15 protein-coding genes are annotated in these 18,092 nt (G+C 47.7%); 12 read left to right on the plus strand and 3 right to left on the minus strand.

Going from position 1 to position 18,092, the window contains the following annotated elements:
• Window positions 1–79: 79 nt before the first annotated feature.
• Together F7D73_RS09380 and F7D73_RS09385 are read left to right on the plus strand one after the other, a co-directional pair.
• On the plus strand, window positions 80–907 hold the full coding sequence (locus tag F7D73_RS09380) for a glycerol acyltransferase (RefSeq protein ID WP_153124171.1): 828 nt from the start codon (window positions 80–82) through the stop codon (window positions 905–907).
• A gap of 71 nt (window positions 908–978) precedes the next feature.
• Window positions 979–1,971 (plus strand): GNAT family N-acetyltransferase, encoded by a 993-nt coding sequence (locus F7D73_RS09385; RefSeq protein WP_153124173.1) that lies wholly within the window; start codon window positions 979–981, stop codon window positions 1,969–1,971.
• Between the two features lie 551 nt (window positions 1,972–2,522).
• On the opposite strand, the gene F7D73_RS09390 is transcribed toward F7D73_RS09385, so the two are convergent.
• Window positions 2,523–3,860 (minus strand): deoxyguanosinetriphosphate triphosphohydrolase, encoded by a 1,338-nt coding sequence (locus F7D73_RS09390; RefSeq protein WP_153124175.1) that lies wholly within the window; start codon window positions 3,858–3,860, stop codon window positions 2,523–2,525.
• Between the two features lie 168 nt (window positions 3,861–4,028).
• Between F7D73_RS09390 and dut the strand changes: the two genes are divergently transcribed.
• From dut to F7D73_RS09410, 4 genes are read left to right on the plus strand one after another with little or no spacing between them, the layout of a single operon-like run.
• A complete protein-coding gene (gene dut, locus F7D73_RS09395; protein WP_089544075.1) occupies window positions 4,029–4,466 on the plus strand; it encodes a dUTP diphosphatase in 438 nt (145 codons plus the stop codon).
• An 18-nt stretch (window positions 4,467–4,484) separates the two neighbouring features.
• Window positions 4,485–6,344: a tetratricopeptide repeat protein gene (locus F7D73_RS09400; RefSeq protein ID WP_367383711.1), complete on the plus strand. Its 1,860-nt coding sequence runs from the start codon at window positions 4,485–4,487 to the stop codon at window positions 6,342–6,344.
• Complete coding sequence (locus F7D73_RS09405) at window positions 6,341–7,246, plus strand: DUF4292 domain-containing protein (RefSeq protein ID WP_153124176.1); 906 nt, start codon at window positions 6,341–6,343, stop codon at window positions 7,244–7,246. The genes F7D73_RS09400 and F7D73_RS09405 overlap by 4 nt, the downstream gene beginning before the upstream one ends.
• Entirely contained in the window at window positions 7,246–8,991 is a 1,746-nt protein-coding gene (locus F7D73_RS09410) for a murein hydrolase activator EnvC family protein (protein ID WP_153124178.1), read from the plus strand. Before F7D73_RS09405 ends, F7D73_RS09410 begins: the two co-directional genes overlap by 1 nt.
• Before the next feature lie 67 nt (window positions 8,992–9,058).
• On the opposite strand, the gene F7D73_RS09415 is transcribed toward F7D73_RS09410, so the two are convergent.
• Complete coding sequence (locus F7D73_RS09415; RefSeq protein ID WP_153124180.1) at window positions 9,059–10,123, minus strand: M20 family metallo-hydrolase; 1,065 nt, start codon at window positions 10,121–10,123, stop codon at window positions 9,059–9,061.
• Window positions 10,124–10,319: 196 nt separating this feature from the next.
• Here F7D73_RS09415 and F7D73_RS09420 point away from each other — a divergent pair, with 196 nt between their 5' ends.
• The 6 genes from F7D73_RS09420 (at window position 10,320) to F7D73_RS09440 (ending at window position 17,066) form a co-directional block, all read left to right on the plus strand.
• The gene (locus F7D73_RS09420; protein WP_153124181.1) at window positions 10,320–12,128 is read left to right on the plus strand and encodes an AMP-dependent synthetase/ligase; all 1,809 of its coding nucleotides are present in this window, start codon (window positions 10,320–10,322) and stop codon (window positions 12,126–12,128) included.
• A gap of 147 nt (window positions 12,129–12,275) precedes the next feature.
• Window positions 12,276–13,400, plus strand: a complete 1,125-nt coding sequence (gene prfB / locus F7D73_RS09425; protein ID WP_153124182.1) for a peptide chain release factor 2 — start codon at window positions 12,276–12,278, stop codon at window positions 13,398–13,400.
• Window positions 13,401–13,421: 21 nt separating this feature from the next.
• A complete protein-coding gene (locus F7D73_RS16055; protein WP_194256887.1) occupies window positions 13,422–13,574 on the plus strand; it encodes a hypothetical protein in 153 nt (50 codons plus the stop codon).
• Window positions 13,575–13,592: 18 nt separating this feature from the next.
• Window positions 13,593–14,093 (plus strand): CYTH domain-containing protein, encoded by a 501-nt coding sequence (locus tag F7D73_RS09430; RefSeq protein ID WP_153124183.1) that lies wholly within the window; start codon window positions 13,593–13,595, stop codon window positions 14,091–14,093.
• A 166-nt stretch (window positions 14,094–14,259) separates the two neighbouring features.
• On the plus strand, window positions 14,260–15,624 hold the full coding sequence (locus tag F7D73_RS09435; RefSeq protein ID WP_153124185.1) for a sodium-dependent transporter: 1,365 nt from the start codon (window positions 14,260–14,262) through the stop codon (window positions 15,622–15,624).
• Between the two features lie 86 nt (window positions 15,625–15,710).
• Window positions 15,711–17,066: a sodium-dependent transporter gene (locus F7D73_RS09440; RefSeq protein ID WP_153124187.1), complete on the plus strand. Its 1,356-nt coding sequence runs from the start codon at window positions 15,711–15,713 to the stop codon at window positions 17,064–17,066.
• Between the two features lie 98 nt (window positions 17,067–17,164).
• On the opposite strand, the gene F7D73_RS09445 is transcribed toward F7D73_RS09440, so the two are convergent.
• Entirely contained in the window at window positions 17,165–18,040 is an 876-nt protein-coding gene (locus F7D73_RS09445) for a helix-hairpin-helix domain-containing protein (RefSeq protein ID WP_228117698.1), read from the minus strand.
• Window positions 18,041–18,092 lie beyond the last annotated feature (52 nt).

Here is an 18,092-nt window from a genome sequence, read left to right on the forward strand (position 1 = left end):
TGATAAATTTTCGTAAAAAATGGCACGTATTTGAAAAAGTTGAGTTATTTTTGCACCTACTTATATAAGTTTACTTGACATGAGCATTTCTATAGAGAAAACGATAGACATAGATAAGATACTGAAGAGCAAGATGGGAAGCAAGGCAAAATACGTTCCGCGATTCCTCGTTTCCTGGCTCAAGAAGATTGTTCACGAGGACGAGGTCAACAAGTTCTTGTGGGAAAGTCGTAACCTTTCGGGAACGGAATGGCTCACCGAATGCGTACGTTATCTGAAGATGGATGTGGAAATCGTGGGACAGGAAAACTTGCCCGACAAGAATGACGGCAAGCTCTATACCTTCGTTTCCAATCATCCGTTGGGAGGACAGGACGGAGTATGTCTCGGTTCCATCATCGGACAGCATTATGACGGCAAGTTCCGTTACCTGGTCAACGACCTCCTGCTCAATCTCCCTGGCTTGAAGCCTGTCAGCATCGGAATCAACAAGACCGGCCGACAGAGCCGCGACTTCCCTCGCATGGTAGAGGCTGGTTTCCAGAGCGATTGCCACATGCTGATGTTCCCTGCCGGCTTGAACAGCCGCAAGCAGGAAGACGGAACCATCCGTGACCTGCCTTGGAAAAAGACGTTCATCTCCAAGAGTGTGGAGTATCATCGTGATGTTGTGCCTATCCACTTTGGCGGGCGCAACTCTGAGCGATTCTATCGCATAGCCCGTTTCAGCGACAAGCATCTGCCGTTCAATCTCGCCATGCTCTTCTTGGTAGACGAGATGTATAAGAACGTGGGCAAGCATTTCCGTATTGCGATTGGCAAGCCGATTCCATGGCAGACTTTCGACCACAGCAAGTCGGCTACCGAGTGGGCGCAGTATGTGAAGGATAGTGTTTATAAACTGTAAAGTTAGTAGTATCAAGTAGAAAATTGTAGAAATCATATCGTAATTATATAGAATATATAGAGAAGAGTAGTATGGAAGAAGAAATCATCCAACCGATTGATAAGGAGCTGCTTAAGAGCGAACTGACTCCCGAAAAGCAACTTCGAATGACAAACAAGAGCCACAATGAGATTTACATTGTGACAGCCAATGATTCGCCTAATGTCTTGAAAGAGATTGGACGTTTGCGTGAAATCGCTTTCCGTGAAGCGGGAGGTGGTACTGGTAAGTCGATGGACCTTGATGAATTCGATTTTGGTGACAACTGCTACAAGCAGCTCATCGTTTGGAATCCGGAGGCTGATGAGATTATCGGTGGTTACCGTTATCTCCTGGGCAAAGACTGGCAGCTCGACGAGAAGGGCCAGCCTAAGCTAGCCACCAGTCACATGTTCCATTTCTCAGACAAGTTCCTGAAGGAATACATGCCTTATACGGTAGAGTTGGGCCGTTCGTTTGTATCATTGGAATATCAGAATGTGCGCACCAACACCAAGAGCATCTTTGCCCTTGATAATCTGTGGGATGGTTTGGGCGCCTTGACGGTTCTCTATCCGGAAGTGAAGTATTTCTTCGGCAAGATGACGATGTATCCATCTTACATCCGTCGTGGCCGCGACATGATTCTCTATTTCCTGAAGAAGCACTTCGATGACAAGGAAAACCTCGTCATTCCGATGAAGCCATTGAAGTTGGAGACTCCTGAGAGTGAGCTTGCTGCCATCTTTACGGAAGATGATTTCCGTGCTGACTATCGCATTCTGAATCATGAGATTCGCCAGCTCGGTTTCAATATTCCTCCTCTGGTAAATGCCTACATGAACCTCAGTCCTACCATGAAGCTCTTTGGTACAGCCATCAATTATGGCTTCGGCGATGTAGAGGAGACGGGCATTCTCATTGCCGTGGATGAAATTCTGGAGGAGAAGCGTATCCGCCACATCAACAGCTTTATTGAGGAACATCCTGAGGCGCTGAAGATTACAAGCGGTGCCAACAAGATTTTCTACAAGGAAAAAGAATAGTATTTTACTCTTCACTCTTCACAGATGTGGTTTAACGGTCTATTAGTTAGGTAGTTATAGCGGTGAAGAGTGGAGACTCACTCTTCACCACTCTTCACCCATATTATTTTAGAGGAAAGAATATCAGAGAGGCAATGGTTCCGTCATCAATGAAGACTAGGCTTTGTCATCAATGAAGACCAGGCCCTGTCATCAATGAAGACCAGATCTTGGAATAAATGATAGCTGAACCTCGCGATAAGTGAAGAGTGGTGAAGAGTGGTGAAGAGTGAACCACCACTCTTCACCGCCCACACCCCCAGTGTTTATAGGGGTTTCAGCCGATTTGGTGAAGAGTGAAGAGTAAAAACGAAAGTAGGTTTTATACCAGCAGAAACAACTCTTACAGCAGCAGGAATACAGCCTGCAAACGGTTGTGGTAGACCTGTCAAAAACTTTCTCCCGACGTATCTTTTTGTGTCTGGTTACGGCAAAAAGTTGCCCGCCAAGGGGCAATAATTTGCCATAGTAAGATAAACTTTTCTCTGTGCACGCCTACCTGTACTAGCTCCTTATACGATAGGCAGGCTGATGCCGTTTATCTTCTGATAGATATCTAAGGCATAGATGTCTGTCATGCCGCTGATGTAATCCAATACAGCCATGATTCTCTCTTCCAGATTCTCGTTCTCTATGTCGTACTGACTGCTTACCCGGCGCAGGAGCTGCTTGGAATAGAAACGGGACGGGTTGACGGCTGCTTCGACGAAAACCTCCATCAGGGTAGCCATGATTTGATAACCCGAAAGTTCGATGTCGAGCACCGGCTTGCTTTGGTAAATCTTAGAGTAGGAGATCTTCTCGCATTCCTTGTATGCCTTTTTCTGGCGCTCGGAAATGCGGTCGATGAGACTACCTTCGAATGTTCCGGCTAGGATTTCCTCCTCGTGAGCCAGGAAGGCTGCCACACATTCGTTTTCCAGTTTTCCGATAACGCTGGCTCTCATGTAAACCACTTTCTCGTTTTCGTCAGTCAGTTCTTCGTCGATGATTCGCTGGCGTATCTTCTGCTGGATATCTTCATCGAAGAAACTCAGCAGCAGGTGCTCCGTCTCAGCATAGGAAAGAATCTTGAGCTTGTGGGAGTCTTCGATGTCCATGATTTCGTAGCAGATGTCATCGGCAGCTTCTACCATATAAACAAGTGGATGTCGGGCGTATTTGAGGGGCTCACCCGGTGCAGACTTGCAGGAAATGCCCAATTCATCGGCAATTTTCCTGTAAGATTCCGCTTCGGAAGCAAAAAAGCCGAATTTTCCGTGATTCCCGGCAAGACTGCTGGCAAACGGATATTTCACGATGGATGCAAGCATGGAATAGGTCATCACGAAGCCACCCTGACGGCGTCCCTTGAAACGGTGGGTCAGGATTCTGAAGGCATTTGCGTTACCTTCGAAATGCGTGATGTCATCCCAGAACTCCGATGAAACCATTGATTTTATCTTCAGTCCCGGTCCTTCGCTGAAGAAAGTCTGGATGGCTTTCTCGCCGGAATGACCGAAAGGAGGATTGCCCAGATCATGAGCCAGACAGGCTGCACTTACGATGGTTCCTATCTCTTCTACGAGCGTATCCTTCAGGTCAGGCTGTTTCTGGATGACCCGTCGGGATATGTCGTTACCTATCGACATGCCCACACTAGCCACCTCCAGACTGTGGGTGAGGCGGTTGTGGACGAAGATGCTGCCCGGAAGAGGGAAGACCTGCGTCTTGTTCTGCAACCGGCGGAATGCCGAAGAGAATATGAGACGGTCGTAATCGCGCTTGAATTCAGAGCGGTCATCGTGGCGCTCTGCATGCTTGTGTTCCTGTCCGAAACGCTTGTTTGAAATGAGTTGTTTCCATTCCATAATCCGTTGATTCTTATATTTTAATATTGCACATTTATCGTTCTGTAGCGCAAAAATACAGGAATCTGCGCATAATTCAAAATAAAAATAGATAAATTATATCATTTTTACTTATAAAATGCGATTATTCGCCTAAAAAGCAGTATTTTTGCAGAAAAATAGAAAAATATGCTGAAAGTACAGATTATCAATAAGGGGCATCAGCCTCTCCCTGCGTTTGCCACACCTCAGAGTGCGGGCATGGATTTGCGTGCTAATATCGATGAGGCTATCGTGCTTCATCCTATGGAGCGTAGACTCGTTCCTACGGGGCTTTTCATGGCATTGCCGGCTGGTTATGAAGCGCAGATAAGACCTCGCAGCGGACTGGCACTGAAGCATGGCATTACCGTGCTCAATACGCCGGGTACCATCGATGCCGACTATAGAGGCGAAATCATGGTGCTGCTCATCAACTTCTCACAGCAGGACTTCGTCATCAATGACGGCGAGCGCATTGCACAAATGGTGCTTGCCAAGCATGAACAATGCGACTTCATCGAGGTAGAAGAACTCGACGAGACAGAGAGAGGCGCTGGTGGCTATGGTCATACGGGAGTAAAATAAAAAGAAAGGAATCGAATCGTGAAATTCAGTTTGAGAAATACTGCTATCTGGATGGTCGTGGGGCTGATAGGCTCTGCGGCTTTGCCGTCTATGGCCCGTAAGGTAAAAGTGAAACACGTGGCGCAGCAGGCGGTAGCGGTGAAGGACTCGCTCAGTCCTAACGACCGCAAGCGTTTTGAATACTTCTTCCTGGAAGCGGGAAGGCAACATGCAGCCAACAACTATTCTGCTGCGATGGACCTCTTTGAGCATGCCCGACAGATAGATCCGAATGCCGCAGAGACATACTTCTATCTCTCGATGTATCACTCTCAACTGAAGCAAGATTCGCTCGCCCTTCACTATATGGAGAAGGCAATACAGCTGGCTCCGGAAAACCAGACCTATGCCGAGAATCTTGCCCAGCATTATATCGGCAAGCAGCAGTATGACAAGGCGATAGATGCCTACGAAGACCTCTATGCCCGCAATCATGGCAATACCGATGCCCTGCATATCCTGGTGCAGCTGTATCAGCAGCAGAAGAACTTCCCGATGATGCTGAAGACCATTTCGCGTCTGGAAACCGAGGAGGGTGAGAGCGAGCAGTATACGCTTTCCAAGATGCGCATCTACGAAATGATGGACGACAAGAAGGCTGCCTATAAGGAATTGAAGTCGCTGGTAGATGCCCATCCGCTCGACATGGTTTACAAGACGATGCTGGGCAACTGGCTCATGCAGCATCACCGCCAGAAGGAAGCCTTCAAGATGTTTACGGATGTGCTGAAGGAGGAGCCGGAGAATTCCTATGCCCAGATGTCGCTCTACGACTATTACAAGGCAACCCAGCAGGAAGACCAGGCTCATCAGATGCTGGATAAAATACTGCTCAGTCCGAAGACGGATCTGGAAACCAAGGTGATGATGTTCCGTTCGTTTATCCAGGACAATGAGACCCATGGTGGCGATTCCACCCAGGTGGTGGCGCTCTTCGACAAGGTGCTCGATGTGCCGCAGCCATCGGCTGATGTAGCAGAAATGCGTGCTGCCTATATGAGTCTGAAGAAGATGCCGGACAGCATCATCGGCAAGGCTTACGAGAAGGTGCTTGCCATCGCACCGGACAATGTCAATGCCAGACTGCAGCTGGTGCAGCTGCTCTGGAATCAGAAAGATTATACATCGGTAATCGCCCAGAGCAAGGCGGCTCATGCGTATAATCCGGAAGAAATGGTGTTCTATTACTTCGGTGGAATGGCGCATTATCAGAAAAATGATGAGGATGCGGCGCTCCATGAATTCCGTCAGGGCGTGGCACAGGTAAGAGCCGATGCTTCTCCTGACCTGGTTTCTGATCTCTATGCCGTCATGGGCGACATCCTTTACAAGAAGAAGGACAAGCAGGCGGCTTATGCGGCTTACGACTCCTGTCTGCAATGGAAGGATGACAATGTGATGGCGCTGAACAACTATGCTTATTACATGAGCGAGGAAGGCATCGACCTGCATAAGGCAGAATCGATGAGCTATAAGACCGTGAAGGCGGAACCTAACAACGGCACTTATCTGGATACCTATGCATGGATCCTGTTCAAGGAAGAGCGCTATGCCGATGCCAAGACTTATATCGATGCTGCTCTCAAGAACTGCGATTCTACCGAGAATAACAGTACGATATTGGAACATGCCGGCGACATCTATGCCATGAACGGAATGATAGATGACGCCATGAAATACTGGAAGCAGGCGCTGGACGGCGATGGACAGAATGCCGTCCTGAAATGGAAAATAAACAATAGACAATATATTACCGAGGATGAACTGCTGCGTCGTAACAGACCGGCAAAGAAGGAATCGGTAACGAAGAAAATCATTAAGAAAGGTAGAAAGAGATGAAAAAGAATAAATGGATGTTGATGGGTGCCGGAGCTGCCATGATGCTGATGGCTGCTTGCGGAACCAGCAGACAGGTACAGGGAACCGGCAAGGTTGATGCCGGCAAGCAACAGACATCTGTCAAGGCAGACGAGCAGGGTGAAAGCTTCAGCCAGCGTGCTTTCCTGCAGATGGTTTCGGATAATCAGGTCTACGCCAAGGATATTGTGGGCAAGATGGATTTCACTATCCTGATGGGAGACAAGGAAGTGAGCGTTCCTGCCAAGTTGAGCATGCGCAAGGACCAGCTGGTGCGTATCCAGATCTTCATGCCTTTCCTGGGCAGTGAGTTGGGGCGTCTCGAGTTTGCTCCTGATTATGTGTTGATTCTGGACCGTTATCACAAGCAGTATGTCAAGGCAGACTATACGCAGGTGGATTTCCTGAAGAAGCAGGGCATCTCGTTCTATACCTTGCAGGCGTTGTTCTGGAATCAGCTGATTCTGCCGGGCGAAAAGGAGGTGACCAAGTCAAACCTCAAGAAGTTTGACGTCAACCTGAATGCTGCCGGCAACGAGGTTCCGGTAACCGTCAAGAATGGCTATATGACCTATGCCTGGAATACCAGCCGCGAGAACGGGCGCATCACATCGGCTGATGTCAACTATCAGAGCTCGCAGCATGGCACATCCCGTCTGCATGTAGACTACAGCAAGTTCAAGAGTGTGGGCGTGAAGATGTTTCCGGCAACACAGGTGATGTCGTTTATGACTACTGCAACCCAGAAGAAGCAGGAAATGAAACTTATCCTCAATCTCAACGAGGTGAAGACAGATAGTAACTGGAGTACTCAGACCGAAATTTCAAAGAAATACAAGCAGGTTTCGCCTGAAGAAGCACTTCGCAAAATTATGAGTATCTGATGAAACGTATCCTATTATTAATGATGGCTCTGGTTTTCTCGCTGGCTCCCTATGCCCAGAAACAGGTGCAGAAGAAGCGACTGGTAAGAAAGACCGCAGTGGCTGCCAAGCCTCAGCACAGAAATAAAAGACCGGTGAAGCATTCTGCCCCTACAAGGGCAGAACGCAAGGCGGCTACCTACAGCAATGCTTCTATCCGAGGATTGCAGGGACAGCGTGCGTCTATCCAGAAGAAAATCAGGGAGCAGGAACAGGCACTCCGCAGGAATCAGGCAGATGTGAAGAAGCGACTGGAAGACCTGATGATATTGAACGGTGAGATAGACCAGAGTCAGAAGAAGATTGATGGCATCCAGAAGGATATTCATCATATCGACGGAAATATCGGTATCCTGCAGGCGCAGCTGAAAACCCTTCAGCAGCAGTTGCAGGACAGAAAGAACAAGTATATCCGCTCCATGAGATATATGAGCCGTCATCATACGGTACAGGACAAGCTGATGTTCATCTTCAGTGCCAAAAATCTTACCCAGATGTATCGCCGACTTTCCTTCATCCGCCAGTATTCTTCCTATCAGAAGGTGCAGGGCGAGGCTGTAAAGGCAAAGCAGAAGCAGGTGAACGAGAAGCATGTGCAGCTGCAAAACGTAAAGGGACACAAGAACACCTTATTATATAAGGGCAAGCAGGAGAAGACTGCACTCGAAGGCAAGCAGACCCAACAGCAGGAGATGGTACACGGACTGCAGAAGCAGCAGAAGACCATTCAGGCTGTCATTGCTGACCAGCGTCAGAAGGATGCGGCAATCAATGCCCAGATTGACCGCTTGATTGCCCAGGAAGTAGCCAAGGCTCGTGCCCGTGCTGCTGCCGAGGCTAAGAAGAAGGCTGCTGCAGCTGCTGCCGCCAAGAAACGTGCTGAGGAATTGGCGCGTAAGAAGGCTGCTGCCGAGGCTGCTGCAAGAGAGAATGCACGTCGTATTGCTGAGGCGAAGGCTCGTGAAGCTGCTGCCGAGGCGGCAAGAAGAAAGGCTGCCGAAGAGGCAAGGCTGGCTGCTGAGGCTGCAAGAAAGGCTCAGGAAGAAGCGGCTGCTCAGGCTGAAGCGAAGGCTAAGGCCAAGGCGCAGGCTAAGGCGCGTGCTGCTGCCGAGGCTGCCCAGCGTGCTGCAGCAGAACAGGCTGCACGTCAGGCTGCTGCTGAACAGGCGGCAAGAAAGGCTGAAGCTGAACGAAGGGCTGCTGAGTTGAAGGCTAAGGCGGACGAGGAGCGCCAGGCTCGTGAGATTGCTGCTGCCAAGAAGGAGGCGCAGGAGGCGGCTACCTTGAGTTCGGTAGACCGTATGCTGAGTGGCGGATTCGAGGCAAACCGTGGTCGTCTGCCAATGCCTATCAGCGGCGGTTATCGCATCGTCAGCCACTTCGGACAGTATAATGTACAGGGTTTGAAGGGCGTAACGCTCGACAATAAGGGTATCAACATTCAGGGCAAGCCGGGTTGTGTGGCTCGCAGCATCTACGATGGTGAGGTGAGTGCCGTATTCGGATACGGTGGCATGTGGAATGTACTGGTCCGTCATGGTGCCTACATCTCGGTATATTGTAACCTGAAATCGGTCAGCGTTCATAAGGGTCAGAAGGTAAGTACCCGTCAGGCATTGGGTGCCGTGGGTTCTGACAATATCCTCCAGTTCCAGCTTCGCAAGGAGACTGCCAAGCTCAATCCTGAGGCTTGGTTGGGAAGATAAAGAAAAAGTTTACCCTTTTGAGAATTGATTACTTCTTAAGGGGAAGCTTTATAAAGAGGAAACCCTCTTAGATGGTTGCTCCATCTAAGAGGGTTTCGTATTTTGAAATGGCATCGCGAATCTCGCTTATTTTGATAAATTCATCGGCTGAATGGGAACGGGAAGACTCGCCAGGACCCAGTTTGAACGAAGGGAAGTGCATCAGAGCCTGGTCGCTGAGGGTAGGACTGCCGAATGGCTTCATGCCCATCGCTACACATTTCCTGATAAGAGGATGCGCCGGGTCGATACGGGATGACTTCAGGCGGAAACTGTGGGCCTTTACCTCGCTCTTCAGGTGCTGGCAGATAAACTCGTAAACCTCCTCGTTGTCGTAAAACTCGTTGGTGCGGATATCCACAAGCATCGTACACTTATCCGGAATCACATTATGCTGGGTTCCGGCATTCACTACGGTAAGCGTCATCTTGGTAGGTCCCAGGAATTCGCTTACCTTCTCAAACTTATAGTCACGAATCCATCGCATATCATCCAATGCCTCGTAGATAGCGTTTACTCCCTCGTTGCGGGCAGCATGACCGCTCTTTCCGTGAGCAATCACATCCAGTACCATCAGTCCCTTTTCGGCAACAGCCGGGTTCATGCCGGTAGGTTCACCTACGATGGCAAGGTCGATATGCGGAAGCAAAGGCAGGGCACGGGTAATGCCATCCTTTCCCGACACCTCTTCTTCGGCGGATGCCAGATAGATAAGATTATACTGCTGAGGCTTTGCGGTCAGCATTCTGAATATCTGGAGGAGCGAACAGAGTCCGCCGCCGCAATCGTTGCTGCCCAAGCCGTAAAGTACACCATCTTCTACATCCGGTGAAAACGGGTTGCGTGTCCATGAAGCCACAGGCTTCACGGTATCGATGTGAGCGTTGAGCAGCAGGGTAGGTCGGCTCTCATCGTAATGAGGGTCGATAATCCAGATGTTGTTCGCCTCACGATGAGGTTCGAAACCATATTTGCGGATGGTCTGCTCCATGATGTCGGCAGCCTCCTTCTCGTTTCTGCTTACAGATGGGGTGGCGATGAGCTTTTTCAGCAAATCCACGGCATCGCTTACATATTCTTCTTGTAGCATCATAATCTCCCTATTTTTTGTTTTTTTCTGCAAAAAAAATGCAAACGAGGACAATGAAAGTTTACTTTCAAATTGTCGAGTGCAGCTTTTTTTCTGCAAAGATACGAAAAAAAGAGCAGATAAAGTGGAAAAAATATCTTTTTATTTTGTGTTCTTAACAAATTCTATTATCTTTGCATCAGAATATAAATATAAGCTTATGCAAATTAATAGTCATCTTTCGGTACTGATTCACGACCTAGCTAAGAAATGGGGAGATAAGCCAGCGCTTACCTTCAGAAAGTTTGGTAGTGACCAGTGGCAAACGGTTTCATTTAATCTCTTCTCGCTAAGAGTGAAACAAGTGAGCAACGCCCTCCTGAATCTTGGGGCTAAACCTCTTGACAAAATCGCTGTCTTCTCGCAGAACTGTGTGCATTATCTGTACACCGACTTCGGTGCGTACGGTATCAGAGTTACCTCTGTGCCTTTCTATGCCAACAGCAGCGAGCAGCAGATTCAATATATGATCAATGATGCGCAGATTCGCTTCCTCTTTGTTGGCGAACAGGAGCAGTATGACAAGGCTCATCGTATCTTTGCCCTCTGTCCATCTCTGGAACGTATCATCATCTTCGATTCAAGCGTGCGCATCAGTACCCACGACCCGGCAGCCCTCTATTTCAAGGACTTCCTGAAGCTGGGAGAGAATCTCCCTCGTCAGACGGAGGTAGAGGAACTCTACAAGCAGGCAAGTATGGATGACTTGGCTAATATCCTCTATACCAGTGGAACAACTGGAGATAGCAAGGGCGTGATGCTGACCTATAGCCAGTATTATGCTGCTTTGAAGGCAAACAATGAGTGCATTCCTGTTACCGAAAAGGACCGTGTCATTGATTTCCTTCCATTCACCCATATCTTTGAGCGTGGATGGGCATATCTCTGCTTGAGCGAAGGTGCCGAACTCATCATCAATACTTATCCTCATGAAATTCAGGAGAGTATGCGAGAGATGCATCCTACCTGTATGTGTAGTGTGCCACGTTTTTGGGAGAAGGTTTATATCGCTGTAAAGGCTAAGATGGATGATGCCGGTCCTATCCAGAAGAAGCTCTTCTACCATGCCTTGGCGGTAGGTAAGAAACGTAACATCGAGTATATTGCCAACTGCAAGCGTCCTCCTTTGGCTCTGGAGTTGGAATATAGAATTATCAACAAGACTGTCCTGAGCATGGTTCGCAAGCAGTTGGGCTTGGAAAAACCGAATATCTTCCCTACAGCGGGTGCTTATGTAAGTCCGGAAGTAGAGGAATTTGTACATGCCATCGGTATCAATATGGTGGTGGGTTATGGTTTGACCGAGAGCCTTGCCACCGTATCTTGCGATCATCTCGACAAGAAACGCAGTCTGGGTTCGGTGGGTCGTCCGATCTCCTGCATTCAGGTAAAGATAGGTGAGGATAATGAGGTGCTCCTCAAAGGTCCTACCATCACTCCGGGATATTATCATCGTGATACCACCAATGCGAAGGCATTCGACAAGGATGGATTCTTCCATACCGGTGATGCCGGCTACTTGAAGGATGGCGAGCTTTATCTCACCGAGCGTATCAAGGACCTGTTCAAGACATCGAATGGTAAATATATCGCTCCGCAGCAGGTAGAATCGTTGCTCCTGGTAGATAAGTTTATCGATCAGGTGGCTGTTATTGCCGACCAGCGCAAGTTCGTTTCTGCCCTCGTCGTTCCAGAGTTCCGTCTCGTGGAGGACTGGGCACGTGAGCATCATATCGCCTTCACCTGCCGTGAAGATTTGTGTGCCAACGAAAAGGTGCAGAAGATGTTGATGGACCGTATTCAGATTCTCCAGCAGCATCTGGCTTATTATGAGCAGATCAAACGCATCACTCTCCTGGCTCACCACTTCTCAATGGAGTCGGGCGAGTTGACCAATACCTTGAAGATTCGCCGCCCTATCATCAACAAGAACTATAAGGCGGAGATTGACAAGATGTATGAGGAGTAATGGTTTTACTTTGAACTTTGGATTTTGAACTTTGAACTTTATGATAACTCTTTATGATGATGACTCTTATCATATAGTTGGAGGGGATAAAGATGAAGTTCAAAGTAAACATAAAGTTCAAAGTTCAAAATTCAAAGTTCAAAGTTAATGATTACAGCTGACCAGTTGAAAGATGTGATGGACAGAGCTGACGCTCTGCATCACTATCTCAATATAGACCAGAAGAAAGTAGAATTTGAAGAGGAGCAGCTCCGTACCCAGGCTCCTGACTTTTGGGAAGACCCGAAGTATGCTCAGGAGCAGATGAAGAAGGTGAAAGGTATCCAGAAGTGGCTCGACGGTTATAAGACTGTACGTCTTTATGCCGATGAGTTGAAGCTGGCGTTCGACTTCTATAAAGATGAAATGGTAACCGAGGAAGAGGTGGATGCCGATTATGCCAAGGCAATCAAAGCCATCGAAGACCTGGAGTTGAAGAACATGCTTCGCCAGAAGGAAGATCCGATGGACTGCGTACTCAAGATCAATTCCGGTGCCGGTGGTACCGAGAGCCAGGACTGGGCGCAGATGCTGATGCGTATGTATATGCGCTGGGCTGAGGCTCATGGCTACAAGGTAACCATCACCGATATGCAGGAAGGTGATGAGGCTGGTATCAAGAGCGTTACCATGACCATCGAGGGCGGCGAGTACGCTTATGGTTATCTGAAGAGCGAGAACGGTGTGCACCGTCTGGTGCGTGTTTCTCCTTTCAATGCCCAGGGCAAGCGAATGACCAGTTTCGCCAGTGTCTTCGTAACTCCGCTGGTAGATGATACCATCGAGGTGTATGTTGACCCAGCCAAACTTTCCTGGGATACCTTCCGTTCGAGTGGTGCCGGTGGTCAGAATGTGAATAAGGTTGAATCCGGTGTCCGTCTGCGTTATTGGTATACCGACCCTGATACAGGTGAGGAAGAAGAAATCCTCATCGAGAATACCGAGACCCGTGACCAGCCAAAGAACCGTGCCAAGGCTCTGTTGCTCTTGAAGAGTCAACTCTACGACCGCGCCATGAAGAAGCGTCTGGAAGCTAAGGCTAAGATTGAGGCCGGCAAGAAGAAGATAGAGTGGGGAAGCCAGATTAGAAGTTATGTCTTCGACGACCGTCGTGTGAAAGATCATCGTACCAACTATCAGACATCGGATGTTGATGGCGTGATGGATGGTAAGATAGATGATTTCATCAAGGCATACCTGATGGAGTTCCCTACGAATGATGAAGAACAATAATAACCTAAAAAATATATAACTATGGGTGGAAATAAAGATTTAAGAAGAGCTAAGCATGAAGCTTACCAGAAAAAACAGGCTGCAAAAGCAGACAAAGTAGTGAAATGGATTTTTGGAGGATTGATCATCTTGGGTATCCTCTTCATGATTTATACAATGTGGCTTTCAGCTTAAAGTTAAAGGTATAAGAAAATGAGTGGATTGGAAATAGAAAGAAAATTCCTCGTTAAGAAGGGCGACGCTTATAAAAGCGCCGCCTTTTCTTCTAGTCATATTCAGCAGGGGTATATTCCGGCTGAAGGGGCTACGGTGAGAGTTCGCACGAGAGACGAGAAGGCTTATCTCACGATTAAAGGTAAGTCGGTAAACGGTGGTATGACCCGTTATGAATTTGAAAAGGAAATAACCATGGACGAGGCGCAGCATCTTCTGCAACTCTGTCAGGGGGGAGTCATCGATAAGCGCCGCTATCTTGTCAAGAGTGGAGACCATACCTTCGAAGTAGATGAATTCTACGGTGATAATGAAGGTTTGGTGATGGCAGAAGTGGAACTGGGAAGTGAGACGGAAGAATATGAGAAGCCTGACTTCATCGGAATGGAGGTAACGGGTGATAAACGCTTCTACAATTCTCATCTTCTTGGAAATCCTTTCTCGAAATGGCGTGATACTTTGCCGGAAGAATATCGTTAGAAGAGCATTTTAAAGCCTTTTTCTCTTGAAAATGTACGAAAAGTTGCATAAATATTACTAATTTTATATTTTTGCTTTCAAATGTTGCATATATCTCGGAATTATTTTATAATTTTGCAGGCTGTTATACGAAAAGTTAATGAAATTAGTAAGAAAGAAATAGAAAATGGCAGAATCAAATAGAGGAAGTTTTGGTAGCAAGATAGGAATGATCCTTGCTACTGCAGGTGGCGCCGTAGGTTTGGGTAACGTATGGCGCTTCCCTTATATGGCTGGTCAGGAAGGTGGCGCAGCCTTTATCTTGGTTTATATCGGATGCGTACTTCTGTTGGGCATCCCTTGTATGATTTCGGAGTTTATCATCGGCCGTCATGGTGCTTCCAATACGGCTCGTGCCTATACCAAGCTCGCCAACGGAACGGCCTGGAAGTGGGTGGGCTACCTGGAGGTACTCACGGGCTTCCTGATTACCGGTTACTATGCGGTGGTTTCGGGCTGGTGCCTGCAGTATGTGTATGCCAGCATCATGGGCGAACTGCATGGCGACCCAACCTTCGTGGCTAATTACTTCAAGGAGTTTTCTGCCGATCCTATCCGTCCGGTGATGTGGACGGTGGCAATCTTCCTGATTTGTCACTTTGTGATTATCCATGGTGTGCGCGGAGGAATCGAGAAGGCATCCAAGGTGATGATGCCGCTTCTGTTCATCCTGCTTCTCATTATCGTGGTGTCTTCCTGTCTGTTGCCGGATGCGGGAAAGGGTATCGAGTTCCTGCTGAAACCTGATTTCGGAAAGGTGGATAGGAATGTATTCCTCAATGCTTTGGGACAGTCGTTCTATTCCATGAGCATTGGTATGGGTTGTATCTGTACGTATGCATCTTATTTCAGCCGACAGACCAATCTCCTGAAATCTGCGATTCAGATTTCTGCCATCGACTTGATGGTAGCGGTATTGGCAGGATTGATGATTTTCCCTGCAGCTTTCTCGGTGGGTATCTCTCCGGATAGTGGTCCGTCGCTTATCTTCATCACCTTGCCGAATGTCTTCAACGAGGCGTTTGCATCGATGCCGGTATTGGGATGGATTATCTCGCTGATGTTCTACGTGCTTCTTTCTGTGGCTGCGTTGACATCGCTGATGTCGCTCCACGAGGTGAATACTTCTTTCTTCTATGAGGAGTTGAAGATTGACAGAAAGAAGGGTGCCATGATTGTTACGGTATCTTGTGCCATCATTGGTGCATTCTGTTCACTCTCTTTGGGAGCTACGGATAAACTGTCGTTCTGTGGTAAGACTTTGTTCGATTGGTTTGACTTCGTAACGGGACAGTTGTTCCTTCCTACGGGAGGTCTTCTCACCTGTTTGTTCCTGGGCTGGTATGTTCCTAAGAAGGTGGTGAAGGATGAGTTTACTAACTGGGGAACCTTGAAGGGACAGGTATTTCATGTCTATCTCTTCCTGATCAAGTTCGTTTGCCCTGTCCTCATCTTCCTGGTATTCCTAAACCAGTTTGGAGTCTTCGGATAAGCAATTCGCCCAGGACGGTGCCCTGGGAATCAAAGGAAATTAGTCATGCGCCCTGTAAAGGCAAAAGCATAAAAATATAAGAAACAATGGAGAGTAGAGGAAATTTCGGAAGTAAATTGGGCGTCATTCTCGCCACGGCAGGTTCTGCAGTAGGTTTGGGAAATGTTTGGCGCTTTCCTTATATGGCAGGTCAGAATGGAGGTGCCGCCTTCATCCTTATCTATCTGTTTTGTATCATCCTGTTGGGTTTGCCTGGCATGATGAGCGAGTTTATTATTGGTCGCCATTCGGCTTCCAATGCAGCGCGGGCTTATAGTAATTTGGGTAAGAACAAGGCTTGGGGAACCGTAGGCTTGATGGGTGTCATCACCTCCATGATTATCCTTGGCTTCTATGCCGTGGTGGCAGGCTGGTGTCTGCAATATCTCTATGCCAGCATCATGGGTGGTGTGCATGGCGATCCGGAGTATGTGAAGACCTACTTCCAGACGTTTGCTTCCGATCCTATTCGTCCTACCTTATGGGCTGTAGGTTTCATCCTGCTTACTCATGCAGTGGTGGTAAGAGGTGTTCGTAATGGTATCGAGAAAGCTTCCAAGATATTGATGCCGCTGCTTTTCGTGCTGCTGGTTGTCATCGTAATAGCTTCCTGTTCTTTGCCGGGAGCAATGAAGGGCGTGCAGTTTCTGTTTCATCCTGATTTTTCAAAGGTTGATGAGAACGTATTGCTCGAAGCCTTGGGGCAGGCTTTCTTCTCTTTGAGTTTGGGTACGGCTTGTCTGTGTACATACGCATCTTACTTCAGCCGCCAGACCAATCTCTTGAAATCGGCAAGTCAGATAGTTGTTATCGACACGCTTATTGCAGTATTGGCAGGCTTGATGATATTCCCGGCAGCCTTCTCGGTAGGTGTGCAGCCTGATAGTGGTCCGTCACTCATCTTCATCACTTTGCCTAATGTGTTCCAGCAGGCATTTGGCGATATGCCGGTGGTGAGCTACATCATTTCAGTATTGTTCTATGCATTGTTGGTATTGGCAGCTTTGACCTCTACGATTTCCATGCACGAGATTGGTACGGCGATGATTTATGAGGAACGCAAGATTACCCGTGCCAAGGGTGCGTGGATAGAGACCATTACCTGCAGCATCATTGCCGTATTCTGTTCTCTTTCTCAGGGAGCAGTTCCAGGATTGGGATTCTTCGGTAAGGATTTCCTTACGAATTGTGACAATTTCACGGCGCAGCTGTTGATGCCGCTTGCTTCGATTGTCACCTGTCTGTTCCTGGGTTGGTATGTACCGAAGAAGATAGTGCGTGATGAGTTTACGAATTGGGGCACGGTGAGCGGTAAGTTGTTCCCCGTCTTCCTCTTCATGATTCGTTTCGTCAGTCCAATCTGCATTCTGCTCATCTTCTTGCATCAGTTTGGTGTTATCTGATACCTATTTATATATATAAAGCCAAATGCGCTATCAGGCATAGTGCATTTGGCTTTTGCTTTTTAGAAAGACATATAGTTTTAAGGTGAGATGTTCCGTTAGAAAGAGATATAAGGTGTAAGTCTTTCTATTTCGGCTGGTGGAAAATCCTTTAATAGTTTCAGCTCTTCCAGACTTTTTATCGGACCTCTCTGTCGGCGGTAGTCACAGATTTCCTTGGCTTGATAGAAGTTGAGATATGGATGTTTGCGGAGCTGGTTGAGGTTGAGCTTGTTGATGTCAAGCTTATGGATATGGTTGGCATCTATGTGGATAAACGCCAAGGCAGATTCTGGAATGCCATCTATTTCGTTCAACTGTTCGGCAGCAGCGAATCCACCTAGACGGTCTCTGTATCTTATAATCATTTTGGCATAATAACTGCCAATTCCCGGTATCTTCTGCAGTTCGGTAGTATCGGCTGTATTTATATTAATGTGTTGCCCTGGGTTCAGCTTGTGTGGATAACTGTATACTTTTTCGTTTTCCGGTGTTGTAGAACGGGTGGTTGCAGTTATATCAGGTCTGTTGTATCGTTTCTGCTGACGGTATGGCTCGTTTCTGTAAAAATCGGAAGCAGGCTTGTAGTCATCTGCTATTCTTATGAATGGTGCCAAAGCCTCGTATTGTCTTTTCGTCATACCATAGACACGTGCAAAATCGGAAGGTCTACTATATACACCTCCTTTGGCACGGTAATGAAGAATGCTTCTTATCTGCCAAGCTTGCAGACCAAGACGTTTGAATTGGACAGAATCTGCCGTGTTCGGATCGAATGGAAAAGCTTCTTTGATTTGATATCCTTCTTTATAATATACAGGATTCTGACTAGTGGCATGTTCTGTCCGGTAAGTTTGAATAGAGTCGTTTTCTTTCTGGGCTGTTTCTGATGGTTCCCTATTGAAAAGAAAAATGAGTCCCATTAAAACAGTCATAGCTATTATGATCGCCAGTAAGGCATCGCGATCATTCTTTTGCAGGTAGAAG

This window comes from Segatella copri (assembly GCF_009494395.1).
Lineage (GTDB): Bacteria > Bacteroidota > Bacteroidia > Bacteroidales > Bacteroidaceae > Prevotella.

Excerpts from the sequence above, each read along its gene's own strand:
- F7D73_RS09380 (WP_153124171.1), top strand. The coding sequence starts at position 80 with ATGAGCATTTCTATAGAGAAAACGATAGACATAGATAAGATACTGAAG.
- F7D73_RS09385 (WP_153124173.1), top strand. The coding sequence starts at position 979 with ATGGAAGAAGAAATCATCCAACCGATTGATAAGGAGCTGCTTAAGAGC.
- F7D73_RS09390 (WP_153124175.1), bottom strand. The coding sequence starts at position 3,860 with ATGGAATGGAAACAACTCATTTCAAACAAGCGTTTCGGACAGGAACAC.
- dut (WP_089544075.1), top strand. The coding sequence starts at position 4,029 with ATGCTGAAAGTACAGATTATCAATAAGGGGCATCAGCCTCTCCCTGCG.
- F7D73_RS09405 (WP_153124176.1), top strand. The coding sequence starts at position 6,341 with ATGAAAAAGAATAAATGGATGTTGATGGGTGCCGGAGCTGCCATGATG.
- F7D73_RS09410 (WP_153124178.1), top strand. The coding sequence starts at position 7,246 with ATGAAACGTATCCTATTATTAATGATGGCTCTGGTTTTCTCGCTGGCT.
- F7D73_RS09415 (WP_153124180.1), bottom strand. The coding sequence starts at position 10,123 with ATGATGCTACAAGAAGAATATGTAAGCGATGCCGTGGATTTGCTGAAA.
- F7D73_RS09420 (WP_153124181.1), top strand. The coding sequence starts at position 10,320 with ATGCAAATTAATAGTCATCTTTCGGTACTGATTCACGACCTAGCTAAG.
- prfB (WP_153124182.1), top strand. The coding sequence starts at position 12,276 with ATGATTACAGCTGACCAGTTGAAAGATGTGATGGACAGAGCTGACGCT.
- F7D73_RS16055 (WP_194256887.1), top strand. The coding sequence starts at position 13,422 with ATGGGTGGAAATAAAGATTTAAGAAGAGCTAAGCATGAAGCTTACCAG.
- F7D73_RS09430 (WP_153124183.1), top strand. The coding sequence starts at position 13,593 with ATGAGTGGATTGGAAATAGAAAGAAAATTCCTCGTTAAGAAGGGCGAC.
- F7D73_RS09435 (WP_153124185.1), top strand. The coding sequence starts at position 14,260 with ATGGCAGAATCAAATAGAGGAAGTTTTGGTAGCAAGATAGGAATGATC.
- F7D73_RS09440 (WP_153124187.1), top strand. The coding sequence starts at position 15,711 with ATGGAGAGTAGAGGAAATTTCGGAAGTAAATTGGGCGTCATTCTCGCC.
- F7D73_RS09445 (WP_228117698.1), bottom strand. The coding sequence starts at position 18,040 with ATGACTGTTTTAATGGGACTCATTTTTCTTTTCAATAGGGAACCATCA.